The organism is Paracoccus sp. DMF-8 (genome assembly GCF_029309835.1).
GTDB lineage: Bacteria > Pseudomonadota > Alphaproteobacteria > Rhodobacterales > Rhodobacteraceae > Paracoccus.
The window spans coordinates 81,438-100,522 of sequence record NZ_JARJHL010000003.1 but is presented as its reverse complement, the minus strand read 5'-3'; the positions used below and the strand labels follow the sequence as shown (position 1 = coordinate 100,522).

The following is a 19,085-nucleotide window of genomic DNA, read 5'->3' as shown; positions in this document are numbered from 1 at the left end:
AATGAATACAGGCGCGGATGCGGCGCGACATACGGGCCCATCCGGATTGCTTCGGCCTGCCTATCAGACCCCGTCCTGTCTGGCCCTGTCCTGTCTGGTCCCGTCCTTTCCAGCGTCGTCTTCGGAAAGCTGCGCGATCAGCGCCGCCAGCGCGCGCGACGGGGGTCGCGCCTCGGGCCAGACCAGCGCATAGCGACCCTGCATCGGCGCATAGCGGTCGAAGGCGGCGACCAGGCGGCCGCGCCCGATTTCCGGCCCGGCGATGGCGCGGGGCAGCAGGGCGACGCCAAAACCCAGCACCGCAGCCTCGGCCAGCGTCGAAAACTGGTCGAACAGCATCCCCCGCAACCGCGAAACGGTGCTGCCCTGTTGGGCGAACCAATCCTCCCACGCGCCGGGGCGGCCTTCCAGATGCAGCAGCGGCAGCGCCAGCAGCGCCTGCGGATCGTCGGTCCGCGCCGGGCGCAGCGCGGGGGCGCAGCAGGGGATGACCTCTTCGCCTGCCAGATCCAGCCAGCACATGCCCGGCCAGTCGCGCAGGCCAAAATGAATCGCGGCGTCGAAACGCTCCTGCGCAAAGTCGAAGGGCTTCAGCCGGGTGCCGAGGTTGATCGAGATGTCGGGATGGCGCGCCGCATAGATCTGCAGCCGGGGGGCAAGCCACGACATGCCGAACGCCGGGCGGATCGCCAGATTCAGGCTGGCCCGCGCCCCGGCCGCACGGATGCGCAGGCTGGCGTCGGCCAGATCGTGCAGGCAGTCCCGCGCCGCGCGGGCGTAGTCGCGACCGCTGTCGGTCAGCGCGACGCCGCGCCCGTCACGGCGCAGCAGTTCCACCCCCAGCTGTTCCTCCAGCACGTTCAGCTGCCGGCTGACGGCGGAATGGGTCAGGGACAGATCCGCCGCCGCCGCCGTGATCGCGCCAAGCCGGTCCACCGCCTCCAGCGCCAGCAGCGACGGGATCGAGGGCAGAAAGCGGCGCGGCGCGATCATGTGAGTTTTCCTTGGATATCCGTTCCGAAATAGCAATTTAATAACGGTTTTTCCGATCTATTCTCAAGCCAAGATCAATTGCCGGGTCGAATCGGGCAGCGCGCGGGGATGGAAGCCATGCCGGGGAAACGCAATCTGTGGCGGGCCAGCGCCAGCACGCGGGTTCAGGCGGCGGCGCTGGATCGCGGGCTTGATGTCGATCTGGCGATCATCGGCGGCGGTTTTACCGGCAATGCCGCGGCGCTGGAGGCGGCGCGGCGCGGCGCCTCGGTTGCGTTGTTCGAGGGCGAGACTTTCGGTCGTGGCGGTTCGGGGCGCAATGTCGGGCTGGTCAATGCCGGGCTGTGGCTGCCGCCCGACGACGTGATCGCGGCCATGGGCGCCGGGGCGGGCAAGCGGCTGATGAGCCTGCTGGCCGATGCCCCGCGCCGGGTCTGGTCGCTGATCGAGCGCGAGAGCATCGACTGCGAGGCCACGCGCACCGGCACCCTGCATCTGGCCCATGCGCCCTCGGGCCTTGCCGATCTGGCCGAGCGGCACCGGCAGGGCCGGGCGATGGGCTGGCCGCTCGAACTTCTGGACGCAGCCGAAACCGCGCGCCGCACCGGCAGCACCGCCTTTCACGGCGCGCTTTTCGATCCGCGCGCGGGCACGATCCAGCCGCTGTCCTATGCGCGCGGGCTGGCGCGGGGGGCGATGGCGGCGGGCGCGCAGCTTTACGAACGCAGCCGGGTCGGCATGGTGCGCCGCGACGGGGCGTCGTGGCAACTGACGGTCAACGGCCATCCGGTGCGGGCGCGGGCGCTGCTGCTGGCGACCAACGCCTATTTCGACGGCATCGACATGGGTTTCCGCCCCGAGATCGTCGCCGTCAGCTATTTTCAGGCTGCGACCGCGCCAATCCCGCAGGCGCTGCGCGACACCATCCTGCCGGGGCAAGAGGGGTGCTGGGACACCGCGATGGTCATGTCCTCGTTCCGCATGGACGCGGCGGGGCGTGTCATCATCGGCGGCATCGGCAATCTGGAGGGGCCGGGCGGCGCCGTGCATCTGTCATGCGGCGCGGCGCAAGCTGCGCCAGACCTTTCCGCAACTGGCCGATCTGCCGTTTGAATACGACTGGCGCGGGCGCATCGCCATGACCGGCGACCACATCCTCAGGATCGTGCGCTTTGGCCCGGCGGCCTTGGCCTGTTTCGGCTATTCCGGCCGCGGCATCGGACCGGGCACGGCCTTCGGCACGCTGGCCGCCGAGGCGCTTTTGACCGGCGAGGATGCCGTCCTGCCGGTCGCCCCGGTCACGCAGCACCACGAGACATTCGCCCCCCTGCGCGCGGCATATTACGAAACCGGCGCGGTTCTGACCCATGCCGTAAAGGCGCGCTGAGGGCGGAAAACGCCATTTGCCGCCCCCACTGGCCACCCCGTCGGGCCGGGCAATCCTGCGGTGCAGGATCATGGCGCGCCAAAGGGCGTCTTTGGCGCCTTGCGGGCTGCATCCCTGTGAATTCCGGATCCGGCCGATGATGATCGCGGCCCGGATGACGGCGTTGAGGCGGATGTCCACGCATCACCCTGACCGGCCGCATGCTGCGCCTCTCGAAGGTTGCGGAGCGCCGCGCCAGCAGAAGGTCGTGACCCATGCTTCAGGTCAGGATCGACGATGCGTCCCGCTGTTGCCTGCGCGCGCCATCAGGCCGTCGCGGTTTCGGTGCCGTGGCTTGCCGGGCTGGCGCTGTCGTGCCGCGTCGGGTCATGGCGCAGCAGGCGCAGCGCGTTCAGCGTGACCAGAACGGTCGCGCCGGTATCGGCCAGAATCGCGAGCCACAGCCCGGTGATCCCCAGAACCGAGGTGACCAGAAACACCGCCTTCAGCCCAAGTGCGATGGTGATGTTCTGCCGGATATTCGCCATGGTCGCGCGGGCAAGGCGGATCAGGGCGGGCACGTCCTCGACCCGGTCGCGCAGGATCGCGGCATCCGCCGTTTCCAGCGCGACATCGGTGCCCGATCCCATCGCCGCGCCGACGCTGGCCTGTTTCAGCGCGGGCGCGTCATTGATGCCGTCGCCGACCATCATCACGCCGCCGTCCAGCATCGCGCGGATCGCGGCCAGCTTGTCCGCCGGCAGCATCTCGGCGCGGAAATCCATGCCCAGAGCGCCCGCGATGGCGGCGGCGGTGCGGGGGTTGTCGCCGGTCAGGATCACCGGGGTAATCCCCATCGCGCGCAGCTGCCGCATGGCGTCCGCCGCATCCGCGCGGGGTTCGTCGCGCATCGCGATCAGCCCCAGAAACCGGCCCGGACGATAGACCGCGACCACGGTATTGCCTTCGGATTCAGGGGCGCGGGCCTGTGTCAGATCGGCGTCCGACATGACCCCGGCGGCAACCGCCTGTGGAGGCGAGGCGACATAGGTTTCATGCCCCGCGACCAGCGCGGTGACGCCTTTGCCCGGAATCGCGCGGCCGCCGTCCGAGGGCAGGGCAAGGACGCCTTCTTCTGCGGCGCGATTCAGGATTGCCAGCGCCAGCGGGTGGCTGGATCCGGTTTCAACGGCGGCGGCGGTCGCCAGCAATTCGGCCTGATCCTCGGGGAACCACGCGCGGCCAGCAGGCCCCTGCAGCGCCGTCACCACGGGGCGGCCATGGGTCAGGGTGCCGGTCTTGTCAAAGGCGACGTGATTGACGGTCGCGGCGGCTTCGATCACCGCGCCGCCCTTCATCAACAGACCGCGCCGCGCCCCGGTGGACAGGGCCGAGGCAATCGCCGCAGGCACCGAAATCACCAGCGCGCAGGGGCAGCCGATCAGCAGCAGCGCAAGGCCGCGATAGATCCAGACATCCCAGGGCTGACCCACGACCAGCGGCGGCAGCACCACGACCAGCGCGGCCAGCAGCACGATGGCGGGCATATACCAGCGGCTGAAACGGTCGATGAAGCGTTCGGTCGGGGCGCGCGATCCTCGGCCTCTTCGACAAGGCGGATGATGCGGGCGATGGTGTTGTCCTGCGCGCCGCGCGTGACGCGGATGCGCAGGGCGGATCCGGTGTTGATCGCCCCGGCAAAGACGGTATCGCCGGGGCCGCGCGTGACGGGGATGCTTTCGCCGGTGACCGGGCTTTCGTCGATCCCGCCGGTGCCGGTCAGGATCTGTCCATCCGCCGGGATGCGGTCGCCGGGGCGGGCCAGCACGATATCGCCCGGCACCAGCGCTGATGCGGCGGTTTCGGCGGTGGCGCCATCCGCGTCTTCGCGCAGGGCGGTTTTCGGGACCAGATCGGCCAGCGCGCGGATGCCGTCGCGGGCGCGGTTGGCGGCGACGCCTTCCAGCAGCTCGCCCACGGCGAACAGGAACACGACCAGCGCGGCCTCTTCGACGGCGCCGATGAACAGGGCGCCGATGGCGGCGATGGTCATCAGCCCTTCGATGGTGAAGGGCTGGCCCATGCGCAGCGCCTGAAAGGCGCGGGCGGCGACAGGGGCGACGCCGACCAGACAGGCGGCGAAGAACGCCCAATAGCCGATGCGGGCCGAGGTCAGCAACTCGACCGCAGAGGCCAGGGCCAGGAGCGCGCCGGTGGTCAGGACAAGGTGCCCCTTGGCGGTCTGGAACCAGCGCGGGCTGGGCTGGTCCAGCGGGGTCGGGGCATGGTCATGCCCGCGATGGTCGTGGTCAGGCCCGTGCCCGCCGCAGCAGGAGGTTTTCAGGCCGGGCGCGGGCGCCGATGCGTCGCGTGGCGCGATGCCGTAGCCCAGCTTGCGCACGGCGGTTTCGACATCGGTGGCGGCGGTCGTGCCGGGGTCCAGTTGCAAGGACAGCCGTTCCGCCATCAGTGTCACGCGAACCACGCTGACGCCGGGCAGGCGTTCGATCGCGCGCGCGACCTTTGTGGTGCAGGCCGCGCAATCCATGCCCGTCACCGTCCATTCATGCCGTTCCGCCATCGCCATTCCCGTCAACTTGCCTTCGATGATTCGGGAAGATAGGATCTCTAGCGGCTATAGGTTCAAGAGGTTTTTCATGCTGACCATCGGAAAACTGGGCGAGGCTGCCGGGGTCAAGGTGCCGACCATCCGCTATTACGAACAGATCGGCTTGCTGCCCGCCGCCGAACGCAGCGCGGGCAACCAGCGGCTGTATGGTCGGGATACGCTGAACCGCCTGCGCTTTATCCGCCATTCCCGCGAACTGGGATTTGCGCTGGATGATATCCGTGAGCTGCTCAGCCTGTCGGACACGCCCGACCAGCCCTGTGCGGCGGCGGATGTGATCGCGCGGCGCCAGCTTGCCTATGTCAACCGCCGCATTTCCCGGCTGAACGCCCTGCGCGAGGAACTGACCCGGATGCTGGACCAATGTTCCGCCGGGACCATCGCGAATTGCCATGTGATCGAGGTGCTGGGCAATCATGACCTGTGTGCCCATGATCACGACATGGCCGGGGAAGGGCCGCTGATCTAGCGGTCCCAGCCCGGATCGGCGACCAGACCGGCGGCGGTGATGGCATGGACGGCGCAGGCCTCGTCATTGTCCGATGTGTCGCCGGTGATGCCGATGGCGCCGATGATTTCAGCCCCGTCGCGGATCAGCACGCCGCCCGGCACCGGCACCAGACTGCCCCCGGCCAGCCCGTTCAGCGCCTGCACGAAACAGGGCTGTTCCAGCGCCCGGTTGTAGATCGCCCGTGACCCCATCCCCAGACCTACCGCGCCCCGTGCCTTGCCCTGCGCGATGTCGGCGCGCAGCAGGCTGGTCCCGTCCTGACGCAGCAGCAGCTTCAACTGCCCGGTCGCGTCCAGAATGGCCACGGTCAGCGGTTTCAACTGCATGCGGCCCGCCTGTTCCAGGCAAAGGTCGGCCAGTTTCCGGGCCAGTTCCAGCGTCACGCTCATCTTGTCCTGCCTCTCTTCCCTCAGGTTGCGGCGTTGTAGCAGGCGCGGCGGCATTGCGGGGGAAAGAATGGCGCGGCATGATCGGGCCGGTTTTCATGTCCGGGCAGGCGTGGCCGGGGATGGATATGTCAAGCTTGTGGTATCGCGATATAAATCGCGGAAACCTGATCGGTGTCCCGTGCCATTCATCCGGCTTTCGATATTCAGCTTTGCGGTTTTGGTGGAAATCTCCGGGCTATTTCGCGTCGTGAAAGATGACGCCAAGCGTATGGCGCATCCCCGACCGCAACCGGCTGACGCCATGACGCAGGTTGACGCGGTAGCTGCCTCGGCTGCCCTGAACGGGCCGGTTGTGAACGGCAAAGACCACCGCATCGCCCTGGGTCAGGGGCACGACCTCGGCCCGGCTTTGCATGCGGGGGCGCTGTTCGGTCAGCACGAATTCCCCGCCGGTAAAGTCCCGCCCCGGCCGGGACAGCAGAAAGGCCGCCTGCAGCGGAAAGGCCAGATCGCCATACAGGTCCTGATGCAGGCAGTTGTAGTCGCCCGGCACATATTGCAGCAGCAAGGGCGTCGGACGGGTCTGGCCCGCCTGATGGCAGTCACGCAAAAAGCCGGCGTGATCGGGCGGATAGCGGGCAGGCAGGCCCATGCGCGCGTTCCAGTCATTCGCAATCGCCGCCAGCCGGGGATACAGCGCCGCGCGCAAGGCGCCGACCAGATCGGGCAGGGGGTATTTGAAATAGCGGTATTCGCCCCGCCCGAAACCGTGTCGCGCCATATGGATATGGCTGCGGAAATGCTGTTCCTGCGGGTAAAGCGCGGCCAGCCCGGCGCATTCGTCCGGCGTCAGCAGGCCGGGAAGGACGGCGCAGCCGAAACCGTCCATCTCGGCGCGAAAGGCGGGCCAGTCGATGCGCGCCAGCCGGGTGTCGATGTCGGTCATGCCCCCGATCTCGCTCATGCCCCGGCCTCGCGATCCAGCAGCGCGCGTTTGCGCGCGACCCCCCACCGATAGCCCGACAGGCTGCCGTCGGTGCGCAGGACGCGGTGGCACGGGATGGCGACGGCGATGCGGTTCGCGGCGCAGGCGCCCGCGACGGCGCGGATGGCACGGGGGGTGCCGATGGCCGCCGCGATCTCGGCATAGCTGGCGCTTTGCCCGGCCGGGATCTGGCGCAGCGCCTGCCAGACCCGTTCCTGAAAGGCGGTGCCCTGAATGTCCAAGGGCAGCGACAAGCCGATGCCCGGCGCCTCGACAAAGCCGATGACCTGCGCCACGCGGGCGTCGAAATCCGGATCGTCCCCGATCAGGTTCGCGCGGGGAAAGCGGTCCTGCAATTCGCGCACCAACGGTTCGGGGTCGTCGCCCAGACTGATCGCACAGATGCCGCGCGCGCTTTCCGCGACCAGAATCGCCCCAAGCGCGCATTCCGCCACGGCAAAGCGGATATCCATGTCCTGACCGCCCTTGCGCCACGCCCTTGGCGTCATGCCCAACCGCCCATCCGCCTGTTCGTAAAAGCGGCTGCTTGAATTGAACCCCGCGCCATGGATCGCCCTGGTGACGGTGGCGCCCCTGTCCTCCAGCTCGCCCCGCAGCTTGCGGGCGCGATGGGCGGCGGCCCATTGGCGGGGCGTCAGGCCGGTGATGGCGCGGAACTGGCGGTGAAAATGCCAGGGGCTCAGCCCGATGCGCTCGGCCAGCCGGTCAAGGCTGGGGGCGTCCTCGGCGGCCTCGATCAACCGGCAGGCTTCGGCGATGAGGGTGGCGGTGGCCTGCGCCGGTGACTGGCCCTTGGGGTGGCAGCGCAGGCAGGGGCGAAAGCCCGCCGCCTCGGCCTGTTCGGGGCTGTCGTGAAAGCTGACATTGGCGGGATTGGCGCGGCGCGACGGGCAGGAGGGGCGGCAATAGACCCCCGTGCTGCGCACCGCATAGACGAATGTGCCATCGGCGCTGGCGTCGCGGGCGACGACCTTCTGCCAGCGCGGGTCCGTCGGTGTCGGGTCGGATCGGGTCGGGGTGGTGTCGGTTCTGGTCATGGCCTTGCGCCTTTCGGATGTCATGCGCCCATTCTAGACGGGATGGCGGGGCCTTGCGTCCCGTGGCTTGCGGTCGAATCCGGCCTCACATGGCGCCGCGAAAGGTCAGGTTCAGGCGCAGCCGCCCGGTCGCGGGATGATCCCCGTCCTTCAGCGTCAGGACGCCATGCCAGCACAGCCGCGACGGCCCGCCCCAGACCACGCAATCGCCATGCAGCAAGGCATATTTCGCCACCGGATCGCCGCGTTTCAAGCCGCCGAACTGGAATGTCGCGGGCAGGCCGAGCGACACCGAGACGATGGGCCGGGTCATGTCCCTTTCGTCGCGGTCCTGATGCAGCGACATGCGCGCGCCGGGGGCGTAGCGGTTGATCAGGCAGGCGTCGGGGCGAAAATCGGCATATCCCGCCAGCGCCGTCGCTGCGCGGGCCAGCGTCAGAAAGGCATCGGGCATCGCGGGCCATGGCCGGCCGGTTTCAGGGTCGGTCGGGCTGTAGCGATAACCCCGGCGGTCCGTCACCCAACCCGCGCCGCCGCAATTCGTCATGGCGACCGACATGACATGACCGCCCGGCGTCTGCATCCGGCGAAAGGGCGCGGCGGTGGCGATCCGGTCGATTCCGTCCAGCAGCGCCCGCTGGTCGTCCAGCGCAAAGCCGCGCAGCAGCATGGCGCCGGGCGCGATGGTCTGGTGCGCGCTCTGACGTGGTTCGTTGCCGCCGAACAGATCGGTCATGCCAGACGCTCGATCAGACCCATGGCGGCCTGCGGGTTCGCGGCTTTGTGGCCGCCGATCACATAGAGATAGACATCGCGCGGCTGGCCCGGCGCGGGGGCATCGACATGGTCCAGCCCATCGGGGCAACCGCCCGCCGCCCATTCGCGGATGCGTGCCGCCCACAGGTCCAGCCCCGCATCGTCATAACCCGTCGCCGCGCCGTCGGTCGTGCCCATGATCCTTGCATAGACAAAGGGCGCGGTCGGATCGGCGATCTGCGTATAGCCGCCATCCGCCGAGACGACTGCGGCAATGCCCCGGTCGCGGATCATCGCGGTAAAGGCCGGGTCGCGGAATGTGTCATGGCGGACCTCGACGGCATGGCGCAGGGGGCGGCCCTGATGGCGGTCGAGCAGCAGCGCCAGAAAAGCCGCGAAATCGTCGGGGTCGAATTTCCTGGTCGCCATGAACTGCCAGTTGATCGGTCCCAGCTTGTCGCCAAGCCGCATCAGCCCGCCATCCAGAAAGCGCGCGATGCTGTCGCCCGCCCCGGCCAGAACCTTGCGGTTCGTGGCATAGCGCGGCGCCTTGACGGCAAAGACGAAATCATCGGGCGTCTCATCATGCCATTTCTGAAAGGTCTCGGGTGTCTGGGCGCGGTAATAGGTGCCGTTCACCTCGATCGAGGTAAGCTTGCGGCTGGCATGTTCCAGCTCGCGCCGGGCGGGCAGGCCCTTAGGGTAAAAGCTGCCCTGCCAGGGCGCACAGCTCCAGCCGCCGATGCCGATATGGATCCGTCCGCTGTTCATCGCCCTGCCTTTCCCGTGCCGCCCCTGTCGTAGGTCCCGGCGTGTCGCAGGTCCCGGCCTGCCACGCACCCCGGATCTTGCGCCGCAATCGGGCGGGGGGCAAAGCCTGTCAGCCTTGATACAGCCGTTGCAGTTCCGTCAGCGCCTGACCCAGTTCGCCGCCCGCCGGGTAACGCGACAGGTCGCCGCCGCGCGGCAGGGGCCGGCCCATGCGCGGACAGGGCAGATCGGCGCCGATGCGGGTGGTGACGGGGATGACGCCCGCCCAGACCGGGTGGCCTTCGTCTTCGGGCGCGGGGCCGACGCCGCCGGTGCGGGCCTTGGCCGAGGCATCCTCGATCCGCATGGCGATGACGCCGGTCGCCTTGATTTCCTGCGCCGTCACCGGACGCAGCGCATCGAAGCGGCCGGGATAAAAGCGTTCGACCATGCCGCGCAGGGCATGCAGCTTTTCCGCCGGATCGCTGACCGGATGCGCCGTCCCGAAACACATGGCCGCGCGGTAATTGACCGTGTGGTGAAAGGCCGACCGCGCCATGACCAGCCCGTCCAGATGCGACACTGTCGGGCAGGCGGGCGCGCCCACGGCCAGATGGCGGATCATCCGGCAGGCGGATGAGCCGTGCCAATACAGCATCTCGCCCTCGCGCCAGTGCAGGGTGGGCGTGCAAAAGGGCTGGCCGTCCAGCACATAGGACACATGGCACAGCATCGCCGCGTCCAGAATGGCATGGACGCTGGCATGGTCATAGCTGCCGCGCGTCGGTTCGCGCCGGACGCGGTTGCGGGGGGTGATCGGATAGGTGTCGCCTGCCGTGGTCATCTGCCTGCCTTCGGGGTGGAGTGGTTTCAGCGGTTGTCCGGGATCAGCCCCGGCCAGTAATGGGCATCGCTGCCGGGGCGCGGGCCAGGGATCGCCTGCCCCACCCGCACGACCGTCGCGCCTTCCATGATCGCGGTTTCGTAATCGCCGGACATGCCCATCGACAGGCCGGCGATCTGCGGATGGCTGGTGCGGCTGTCATCGCGCAAGCGGCGCAGCAGACGGAAACAGGCGCGCACCCGGTCCTGATCTGCGCTGAAGATCGCCAGCGTCATCAGCCCCTGCGGGCGCAGGCGCGGAAAGGCGGTCAGCGCATCCAGAAAGCCGGGCAGGTCACCGGGGGCCAGCCCGAATTTCGTCTGTTCGCCCGAGGTGTTGACCTGCACGAAAACCGGCAGGTCGCGGCCCTCTGCCTCCATCCGGCGGTTGAGTTCGGCGGCCAGTCCCAGGCCGTCCAGCGCGTGAATTCGCTGGCGAAATCGGGCCAGATATTTCGCCTTGTTGCTTTGCAGATGGCCGATGATCGACCAGCGGATGGGCAGGTCGGACAGGGCATCGTGCTTGGTCATCGCCTCTTGCAGGCGGTTTTCGCCGAAATCGCGGATGCCCGCCGCATGGGCCAGACGCAGGACATGGGCGGGAACGGTCTTGGTCACGGGCAGCAGGCGGACATCGGCGCGGGGGCGTCCGGCGCGCTGGCAGGCGGCGGCGATCCGCGCCTGAACCTCGTGCAGGTTGGCGGCAAATGTGGCCTGCGGGTCGGGGCCGAAGCGGGCGATATCCGCCGGGGTCAGGTGGGTCATGGGCTGGTCTTTGGCTGGTCGGATGCGTTGATTGTCACGCAACGCCCCGCGGGGCGCGAGAGCCAATCCGTGAAAACGGACAGTGCCAATTCAGAATTGGCTCTGATCGTGCTTGCACGGTGGCGATACGCGGATCAGATTGGCCCCAACGACCTCACGTCCGGGAACAGCCGTGCCGCATCACCATGACAATGCGCCCCTGGGCGAGGTTCTGGTCAGCTTTCGTCTGGATGCGACGGCGCGGGTGCCCGCCTATCGCCAGTTGGCTGAACGTATCCGCGACGCGATTGCCGAACGGCGGCTGGATCGCGGCACCCGCCTGCCCGCGACGCGGGTGCTGGCCGCCGAACTGGGCCTGTCGCGCAATACCGTCACCGCTGCCTATGACATGCTGGCGGCCGAGGGCTGGATTCACAGCCGCATCGGCGCGGGCGCCTTTGTCGCCAGCCTGCCCGACCAGCAGCCGATCCCGCTGCCCCCGCTGCCCGAGGCGCCATCCGCGCCCCCGGGTTTTTCCCGGCGGGGCGAGGCGCTGACCTGGGTCAGCCATGCGGCGGGGTCGAACCGGCCCGTGCCCTTTGTCGCCGATGTGCCCGCCTTCGATGTCTTTCCGCTGGCGGCATGGTCGCGGCAGATGGCGCTGAGCTGGCGTGATGTCGATCCGGCGCTGCTGGGCTATGCCGACCCTGCGGGATATCTGCCCCTGCGCCGCGAACTGGCCCGGCACCTGCGCGCCAACCGCTTTCTGCGCTGCGAGGCGGGCCAGATGATCATGACATCGGGCACGCAGCAGTCGCTGGACCTGCTGGCGCGCATCCTGCTGGATCCCGGCGATACCGTCTGGATCGAGGATCCGGGCTGGGTCGGCGCCCGTGTCGCGCTGATCGCGGCGGGCGCGCGGCTGGTGCCTGTGCCGGTTGATGACCAAGGGCTGTCCGTTACGGCCGGGGCCGCGCTGGCCCCTGCGCCACGGCTGATCTTTATCACGCCATCGCGCCAATACCCGCTTGGCGTGACGATGAGCATGGCACGCCGGGCCGAGCTGCTGGCCTGCGCCGAAAGCTGCGGTGCCTGGGTGATCGAAGATGATTACGACTGCGAATTCCGCTATGGCGGCACGCCCCTGCCTGCGGTGCAAAGCATGGACGCATCGGGCCGGGTGATCTATCTGGGCACCTTCAGCAAGGCGCTGCTGCCCAGTTTCCGGCTGGGATTTTTCGTGGCCCCGCCGGAACTGGCGACGGCCTTCGCCAATGCCAAGGCGATCATCGACAAACATCCCCCGCTGCTGGAACAGATCACGCTGGAGGCCTTCATGCAGTCGGGCCGTTTCGCCGCCCATATCCGGCGGATGCGGCTGATCTATGCCGAACGCCAGACCTGCCTGATCGAGGCCCTGCGCCGTGATCTGGGCGATATCCTGACGGTCGCGCCTGCCGAAACCGGCGTCCACCTGCTGGCGATGCTGCGCGGTGGTCTGGACGATGTGACATTCTGCGCGCAGGCGCGGGCGGTGGGGATCATGCTGCGGCCGCTGTCGATCTATTACCTTGGCCCCGCGCGCCGGCAGGGCGTGATCTTTGGCTTTGCCGCCATCCCGCCGCGCAAGATCCTGACGGGGGTGCGGCGTCTGGCGGGGGCGGTGCGGGCATGAAAAAGCCCCGCCGGTGGCGGGGCTTTCGGAATTGTCGGGAAAAGCAGATCAGCCTTCGGCCGATTCTTCTTTTTCTCGGTGATTTCCTCGCCGGTCTCCTGGTCGACCATCTTCATGCCCAGGCGGACCTTGCCGCGGTCGTCGAAGCCCAGCAGCTTGACCTTGACCTCTTGGCCTTCCTTCAGGATCTCGTTCGGATGGTTCAGGCGCTTGGAGGCGATCTGGGACACATGCACCAGGCCGTCGCGCTTGCCGAAGAAGTTCACGAAGGCGCCGAAATCGACCAGCTTGACGACCTTGCCGGTGTAGATCTTGCCCTCTTCCGGCTCGGCCACGATCGAATAGATCATGTCATAGGCCTTCTTGATCGAATCGGCATTGGCCGAGGCGATCTTGATGACGCCGTCGTCGTTGATGTCGACCTTGGCGCCGGAAACCTCGACGATCTCGCGGATGACCTTGCCGCCCGAGCCGATCACTTCGCGGATCTTGTCGGTCGGGATGGTCATGGTCTCGATGCGCGGGGCATGGGCGCTGAACTCGCGCCGGCCTTCGGTCAGGGCATGGGACATCTCGCCCAGGATGTGCATCCGGCCGTCCTTGGCTTGCGCCAGGGCCTGCTCCATGATCGCCGGGGTGATGCCCGCGACCTTGATGTCCATCTGCAGCGAGGTGATGCCGTTTTCGGTGCCGGCGACCTTGAAGTCCATGTCGCCCAGGTGATCCTCGTCACCCAGGATGTCGGTCAGCACGGCATAGCGGCCGTCGTCTTCCAGGATCAGGCCCATGGCGACGCCGGCGACCGGCGCCTTCAGCGGCACGCCCGCATCCATCATCGACAGCGAGCCGCCGCAGACCGAAGCCATCGAGGACGAGCCGTTCGATCCGGTGATCTCGCTCACCACGCGGATGGTATAGGGGAAGTCGGTCGCGGCCGGCAGCACGGCCTGCAGCGCGCGCCAGGCAAGCTTGCCATGGCCGATCTCGCGGCGGCCCGGGCCGCCGACGCGGCCAACCTCGCCCACCGAATAGGGCGGGAAGTTGTAGTGCAGCAGGAAGTTGCGAGCGGCGAGTTGCCGTGCAGCGCGTCGATGATCTGTTCGTCGTCGCCGGTGCCCAGCGTGGTCACGACCAGCGCCTGCGTTTCGCCGCGGGTGAACAGGGCCGAACCATGGGTGCGGGGCAGGATGCCCACTTCGCTGTCGATGGCGCGCACGGTCTTGTTGTCGCGGCCGTCGATGCGGGCGCCGCCGTTGATGATGTCACCGCGCAGGATGCCCGATTCCAGCTTTTTCAGCGCCGAGCCAAGGTTCGGCATCCGGCCAGTTCCTCCTCGGTCAGGCCGCGCCTTGATCGCGGCTTTGGCTGGCCTCGATCGCGTCATGGCGTTCGCCCTTGTCGCGGATCGGCATAGGCGGCGCGCATGGCGGTTTCGCCCAGACCGGCGACGCGGGAATACAGCGCCGAATAATCGGGCGATTGGAAGTCGAAGGGCTCTTTCGCGGCGGCTTCGGCCAGGTCGATAATCAGGTCGATCACCGGCTGCATCGCCTCATGGCCGAATTTCACGGCGCCCAGCATTTCTTCCTCGGTCAGCTCATAGGCTTCCGATCTGACCATCATCACGGCGTCCTTGGTGCCCGCGACGACCAGATCAAGGCGCTGCTCGGGGTTGGAACGCAGGTGGTCCATGTCCGAGACTTCGGGGTTCAGGACATATTCGCCGTCAACGAAACCGACGCGCGCGGCGCCGATCGGACCGCAGAACGGCACGCCCGAAATCGTCAGCGCGGCCGAGGCGGCGATCATCGCGACGATATCGGGGTCGTTGACCAGATCGTGCGACAGCACGGTGCACATCACCAGCACTGCGTTCTTGAAGCCGGGTGCGAACAGCGGGCGGCAGGGGACGGTCGATCAGGCGCGCGGTCAGCGTCTTTCTCCGACGGGCGCGCCTCGCGTTTGAAAAGCCGCCCGGGATCTTGCCGGCGGCATAGTATTTTTCCTGGTAGTGAACGGTCAGCGGGAAGAAATCCTGACCCGGCTTCGGCTCCTTCGCGAAGGTCACGTTGGCCATGACGCTGGTTTCGCCCAGGGTGGCAATGACCGAGCCGTCGGCCTGGCGGGCAACCTTGCCCGGTTCCAGCGTGAGGCGTTTCCTGGCCCCGCTGGATTTCCTTTTTCACTTCATCAAACATCTGGATTTCCTCTGAGGATGCGCCAGCCCTCTGGCCATCCCGTAAGTCACATGCGGCCCCTGATTGCCGCCATCCCCCAATCCTTTGCATGTGCCCCGGGGGAAGGGCGTCACGTCACAGATGGGCAAGCGCATACAGGAAAACAGTCGCTTTGGGAAGTGATTTGGCTAGTCGCCGTAACCTTCCACCACCGCTTGCAGGGGCGACGGCGGCATGGTCAGCGCCGCGATTTCCGATCCTGGGTCAGGATCGACGAGGCAGGTACTTGCCAAAGATCCACGCCGACATTCACCTGTCCCTGCGCCCCCGGCCAGCGGTCGTGGACATGGCCGAAAATCTGAAGCGCACCGTCGCGTACCCCGTTCCATGTCACCAGAGGATAGTGACACAGCACTAGGGTCTGGACTCATTGAGTTTCAAAGCCAGTAGATGACGAGGGCAGCAAGTGCGATTGCTGACAAGAATACCTTGGGGCAACGGTCGTACCGGGTCGCCACACGCCTCCAATCCTTGAGCCTGCCGAACATGATCTCGATCCGGTTGCGCCGTTTGTACCGGCGCTTGTCGTACTTGACGGTTTTCTTCCGCTGCTTCCGGCCTGGGATGCAGGCGCGTATCCCTTTGTCTTTCAACGCTTCTCTGAACCAGTCGGCGTCATAGCCGCGATCCCCGAGCAGCCAATCGACATCCGGCAGGCTGCTCAGCAATGCCCGCGCGCCGATGTAATCGCTGACCTGTCCGGCAGTGACGAACAGGTTGAGGGGGCGCCCTGGCTGTCGCAGATGGCGTGCAACTTGGTGTTCATGCCGCCCTTGGTGCGACCAATCAGGGCGCCCACGCCCCCTTTTTCACGCCCATGCTGGTCGCGGTGCGGTGGGCCTTCAGGTAAGTGGCGTCGATCATCACGGTCTTCTCTTCGCCGTGCCCGGCCGCCAGACCCGCCATCATTTGGGCAAAGATGCCCTTGTCGCTCCACCGCTTCCAACGGTTGTATAGTGTCTTGTGCGGGCCATAGGCTGCCGGGGCATCGCGCCACCGTAAGCCATTGCGATTGATGAAGATAATCCCGCTTAACACGCGTCGATCATCGACGCGAGGCTTGCCGTGGGACTTGGGGAAGAAAGGCTCAAGACGCGCCATCTGCGCGTCCGTCAACCAAAAAAGATCAGACATGGTCACCGCTCGCTTTTCGAACCGTGAATCACGCCGCCAGTCGGAAATCAATGGGTCCTGAGCCTAGGCGCCTTCCCTCAGCTTCGAATTCTATCAGGTCGTGCAGAGATTCCCAGCCAAGGCTGGTACAGACCCAATCACAGTCGTGATTGCCGCGGATCAGATGCTTTCTGCCTGGAAGGGATTCAAATGCGAAACTGGCTCGTGCCCGCAGCTCTTGCGTCTCGCAGGCGGCAACCGTCGCCAACGACCCAGAGGTCGTCACTGGGGTCAATCGCCGAACAGCCCGCGATCATGGCACGGTCCATCTCATCGGTGGAGCGAAAGGGACGCCCGAAAAAGCGGCGAACATTGTCATCGCCGAAATGGGTGTCAGCGATAAAATAATGTGTCACTCCCGATCCTTCGTGTCATTCCATAACAGTTTTCAGCTTAGCTGCTCAGCGACGTGACCGACAGAACCCGGTATGTATGGGCGCCATCTTCTTGCCAATCAATGGTGAATAATGCACCTCTTTCCATAATGCGGTTCTGTTCATAGAAGTTTGCCTTGCCATATCGGCCGTCAGTTTCTTCATAGCCGGAGCCGCAGTCAATGGTTCCATCTTTGAAAAGGACGAAGGGGATGATGGGTTCAGATCCGGGGGCCAATCCGCCCACCACTCCGAAGGTCGTCCCGCGTGCCAGGGGCTGTCCTGCTTTGTCGAGCCAAAGCTGAAGACTGATGGGATCAGTTTCGGAATCGCCTTCAAGCCTGACGATATGCAGATTGGCCATTCTTTATCCTTTCAGAAAGTTGGATGACTTGAGGTCGCTTGACGCGGTCAGGACGGAGGTGTCTGTTTTCGAGTGATCAGGTTTCTCTTGTATCTATCGTGTTTAAAATCGGAAACACTGTAGAAATCAACGCCCTTCCAAGGCCGGCGGAATATTTTGGCGGTGTAAGCATGAGAAATCCGCCAGAATGCCTCTGGCGGATCAGGTCGGTTGGCGCGGCCAGACATCCTCTGATGTATCGCCTCGATCTCGGATTACTGGGCGACCATCGCGTTCAGGGTGCGATGCATCGACAGCGTGCCCAGCTTGCGCCCGCTGGCATCCGTGACAGACAGCCGGTCGATGCCAGGACGGGTGAATTCCCGCGCGGCATTGTCCAGCGTTTCGGTGTCCAGCACGGCGCTGTCGGGCCAGTTGGCCGGTTCGCCATCGGTCTCGATCAGGGTGCGGGTCTGGATGACCTTGCCCCGGTTCACTTCCTTGACGAAGCTTTCGACGTAATCGTCGGCCGGGTTCAGCACGATATCCTGACTGGTGCCCTGCTGGACCATGATGCCGTCGCGCAGGATGGCGATCTGGTCGCCAAGACGCAGGGCTTCGTCCAGATCATGGGTGATGAAGACGATGGTCTTGCGGATTTCCTTTTGCAGATCCAGCAGCACAGTCTGCATGTCGACGCGGATCAGCGGGTCCAGCGCGGAATAAGCCTCGTCCATCAGCAGGATCGGGGCGTCGTTCGACAGGGCGCGGGCCAGGCCCACGCGCTGCTGCATCCCGCCCGAGAGCTGGCTGGGATAGCTGTTTTCGAACCCTTTCAGGCCGACGCGCTCGATCCAGCGATGGGCGGTCTCTTCGCGTTCGCGCTTGCCGATGCCCTGCACCTCAAGCCCGTAGACGGTGTTTTGCAGCACGGTGCGGTGCGGCAGCAGGGCGAATTTCTGAAAGACCATCGCGGTCTTGTGGCGGCGAAATTCGCGCAGCGCGTCAGGGGACATCTTGACGACATCCTCGCCATCCACGATGACCTCGCCGGTGGTCGGTTCGATCAGGCGGTTGATGTGGCGGATCAGGGTCGACTTGCCCGAACCCGACAGCCCCATGACGACCTGGATCGAGCCGCCGGGGATGTCCAGGTTGATGTCCTGCAAACCCAGGACGTGACCATGTTCGCTGGTTCAGTTCCTGCTTGGTCATGCCGGCCTGAACCTTGGCGACCATTTCCTTGTCGCCGGGGCCGAAGATCTTATACAGGCTGCGGATGGTGATGGGGGTGCCGATCTCAGCCATGGGTGGCCTCTGTATGCTTTTGCAGGCGACGGCCAGAAGCCTGGCTGGTGCGGTCAAAGATGATCGCGATGCCGACGATGGCAAAACCGTTGAGGACGCCCAGGGTGAAATACTGGTTGTTGATCGCGCGCAGAACCGGCTGGCCCAGCCGCTGCGCCCCGATCATGGACGCGATGACGACCATCGCCAGCGCCATCATGATGGTCTGGTTGATCCCCGCCATGATCGTCGGCATGGCCAGCGGGATCTGAACGTTCTTCAGCTTTTGCCACGCGGATGATCCGAAGGCGTCGGCGGCCTCCAGCACCTCCGCGGTCGACCAGCCGGATGCCAAGGTTGGTCAGGCGGATCATCGGAGGAATGGCATAGATCACTACTGCGATCAGACCGGCACGCGGCCGATGCCCGAAAGCATGACGACCGGGATCAGACATCGACGAAAGCCGCGCAGCGTCTGCGTCACGTCCTAGCATCAGGTTCACGACGGACTGAAAGCGGTTCGACCGCGCCATCGGGATGCCGATGGGCATGCCGATCACGATCGCCAGAATGGTGCAGACAAGGATCATCGACACGGTTTTCATCGTGTCGTCCCACATATCGAGGCGCAATCAGCACCCGGTCAGCGGTGCCGATCACGATGCGGATATTGCGGCTGGCAACCAGACGATCAGCAGGATCACGATGAAGACGATGATCCAGGGGGTCCGCGTCATCAGGCGCTCGGACCAGATCAACAGGGTCCAGCGGCGAAAGAAACCCTCGATCGCGTCGCCGTAACCTCGGGTGAATTCGCGAAAGCCATCGTCGATGGCCTTTTTCAGGTTTCGCAGCGTGCCGTCACTTATGGTGGGAAATTTTGTCAGCCAATCCATCAATTCGCCTTGACTTGGGTGAAAGGGTCCTGGTCAG

General features: G+C 66.0%; 16 protein-coding genes and 4 pseudogenes. 4 read left to right on the top strand and 16 right to left on the bottom strand.

All coding sequences use genetic code 11. The features are described 5' to 3' along the window. Positions 1-63: 63 nt before the first annotated feature. Complete coding sequence (locus PE067_RS01115) at positions 64-993, bottom strand: LysR substrate-binding domain-containing protein (protein WP_276187440.1); 930 nt, start codon at positions 991-993, stop codon at positions 64-66. A gap of 117 nt (positions 994-1,110) precedes the next feature. On the opposite strand from PE067_RS01115, the gene PE067_RS01110 reads away from it, so the two are divergent. Both PE067_RS01110 and PE067_RS21720 read left to right on the top strand, forming a co-directional pair. Next, positions 1,111-2,106, top strand: a complete 996-nt coding sequence (locus tag PE067_RS01110) for an FAD-dependent oxidoreductase (RefSeq protein WP_346429635.1) — start codon at positions 1,111-1,113, stop codon at positions 2,104-2,106. Between the two features lie 25 nt (positions 2,107-2,131). Then, complete coding sequence (locus PE067_RS21720; RefSeq protein ID WP_346429634.1) at positions 2,132-2,380, top strand: hypothetical protein; 249 nt, start codon at positions 2,132-2,134, stop codon at positions 2,378-2,380. A gap of 305 nt (positions 2,381-2,685) precedes the next feature. On the opposite strand, the pseudogene PE067_RS01105 reads toward PE067_RS21720, so the two are convergent. Continuing rightward, positions 2,686-4,946 (bottom strand): annotated as a pseudogene (locus PE067_RS01105) (heavy metal translocating P-type ATPase). Positions 4,947-5,016: 70 nt separating this feature from the next. On the opposite strand from PE067_RS01105, the gene PE067_RS01100 reads away from it, so the two are divergent. Then, on the top strand, positions 5,017-5,457 hold the full coding sequence (locus PE067_RS01100) for a helix-turn-helix domain-containing protein (RefSeq protein ID WP_276187439.1): 441 nt from the start codon (positions 5,017-5,019) through the stop codon (positions 5,455-5,457). Here the strand turns inward: PE067_RS01100 and PE067_RS01095 are convergent. From PE067_RS01095 to PE067_RS01065, 7 genes are all read right to left on the bottom strand, one after another. Then, positions 5,454-5,888, bottom strand: coding sequence for a heme-binding protein (locus PE067_RS01095; protein ID WP_276187438.1), 435 nt, complete (start codon positions 5,886-5,888; stop codon positions 5,454-5,456). The two genes, PE067_RS01100 and PE067_RS01095, sit on opposite strands and share 4 nt — an antisense overlap. Positions 5,889-6,123: 235 nt before the next feature. After that, positions 6,124-6,852: a 2OG-Fe(II) oxygenase gene (locus tag PE067_RS01090; protein ID WP_276187437.1), complete on the bottom strand. Its 729-nt coding sequence runs from the start codon at positions 6,850-6,852 to the stop codon at positions 6,124-6,126. Next, positions 6,849-7,931, bottom strand: coding sequence for a bifunctional DNA-binding transcriptional regulator/O6-methylguanine-DNA methyltransferase Ada (gene ada / locus PE067_RS01085; RefSeq protein ID WP_276187436.1), 1,083 nt, complete (start codon positions 7,929-7,931; stop codon positions 6,849-6,851). Before ada ends, PE067_RS01090 begins: the two co-directional genes overlap by 4 nt. A gap of 85 nt (positions 7,932-8,016) precedes the next feature. Continuing rightward, on the bottom strand, positions 8,017-8,667 hold the full coding sequence (gene alkB / locus PE067_RS01080; RefSeq protein ID WP_276187435.1) for a DNA oxidative demethylase AlkB: 651 nt from the start codon (positions 8,665-8,667) through the stop codon (positions 8,017-8,019). Then, positions 8,664-9,458, bottom strand: a complete 795-nt coding sequence (locus PE067_RS01075) for a DUF72 domain-containing protein (protein ID WP_276187434.1) — start codon at positions 9,456-9,458, stop codon at positions 8,664-8,666. The genes alkB and PE067_RS01075 overlap by 4 nt, the downstream gene beginning before the upstream one ends. A 109-nt stretch (positions 9,459-9,567) precedes the next feature. After that, on the bottom strand, positions 9,568-10,281 hold the full coding sequence (locus tag PE067_RS01070; RefSeq protein WP_276187433.1) for a pyridoxamine 5'-phosphate oxidase family protein: 714 nt from the start codon (positions 10,279-10,281) through the stop codon (positions 9,568-9,570). Positions 10,282-10,307: 26 nt separating this feature from the next. Continuing rightward, positions 10,308-11,084 carry a YggS family pyridoxal phosphate-dependent enzyme gene (locus PE067_RS01065; protein ID WP_276187432.1) on the bottom strand — a complete coding sequence of 259 codons (777 nt, stop codon included), beginning with the start codon at positions 11,082-11,084 and terminating at the stop codon, positions 10,308-10,310. A gap of 172 nt (positions 11,085-11,256) precedes the next feature. Here PE067_RS01065 and PE067_RS01060 point away from each other — a divergent pair, with 172 nt between their 5' ends. Next, on the top strand, positions 11,257-12,738 hold the full coding sequence (locus PE067_RS01060) for a PLP-dependent aminotransferase family protein (RefSeq protein WP_276187431.1): 1,482 nt from the start codon (positions 11,257-11,259) through the stop codon (positions 12,736-12,738). Positions 12,739-12,788: 50 nt separating this feature from the next. On the opposite strand, the pseudogene pnp reads toward PE067_RS01060, so the two are convergent. From pnp to PE067_RS21710, 7 genes and pseudogenes are all read right to left on the bottom strand, one after another. Then, a pseudogene (gene pnp / locus PE067_RS01055) lies at positions 12,789-14,936 on the bottom strand (polyribonucleotide nucleotidyltransferase); the annotation flags it as partial. Between the two features lie 416 nt (positions 14,937-15,352). After that, positions 15,353-16,109 (bottom strand): annotated as a pseudogene (locus PE067_RS01050) (IS5 family transposase). Positions 16,110-16,294: 185 nt separating this feature from the next. Next, positions 16,295-16,504 (bottom strand): hypothetical protein, encoded by a 210-nt coding sequence (locus PE067_RS01045; protein WP_276187430.1) that lies wholly within the window; start codon positions 16,502-16,504, stop codon positions 16,295-16,297. 37 nt (positions 16,505-16,541) lie between these two features. Next, the gene (locus PE067_RS01040; protein ID WP_276187429.1) at positions 16,542-16,886 is read right to left on the bottom strand and encodes a hypothetical protein; all 345 of its coding nucleotides are present in this window, start codon (positions 16,884-16,886) and stop codon (positions 16,542-16,544) included. Positions 16,887-17,140: 254 nt separating this feature from the next. After that, a pseudogene (locus PE067_RS01035) lies at positions 17,141-18,173 on the bottom strand (glycine betaine/L-proline ABC transporter ATP-binding protein). Continuing rightward, positions 18,166-18,507 (bottom strand): ABC transporter permease subunit, encoded by a 342-nt coding sequence (locus tag PE067_RS21715; RefSeq protein WP_346429633.1) that lies wholly within the window; start codon positions 18,505-18,507, stop codon positions 18,166-18,168. The pseudogene PE067_RS01035 and the gene PE067_RS21715 overlap by 8 nt, the downstream one beginning before the upstream one ends. A 301-nt stretch (positions 18,508-18,808) precedes the next feature. Continuing rightward, on the bottom strand, positions 18,809-19,048 hold the full coding sequence (locus PE067_RS21710; protein ID WP_346429632.1) for a hypothetical protein: 240 nt from the start codon (positions 19,046-19,048) through the stop codon (positions 18,809-18,811). Positions 19,049-19,085: the final 37 nt, after the last annotated feature.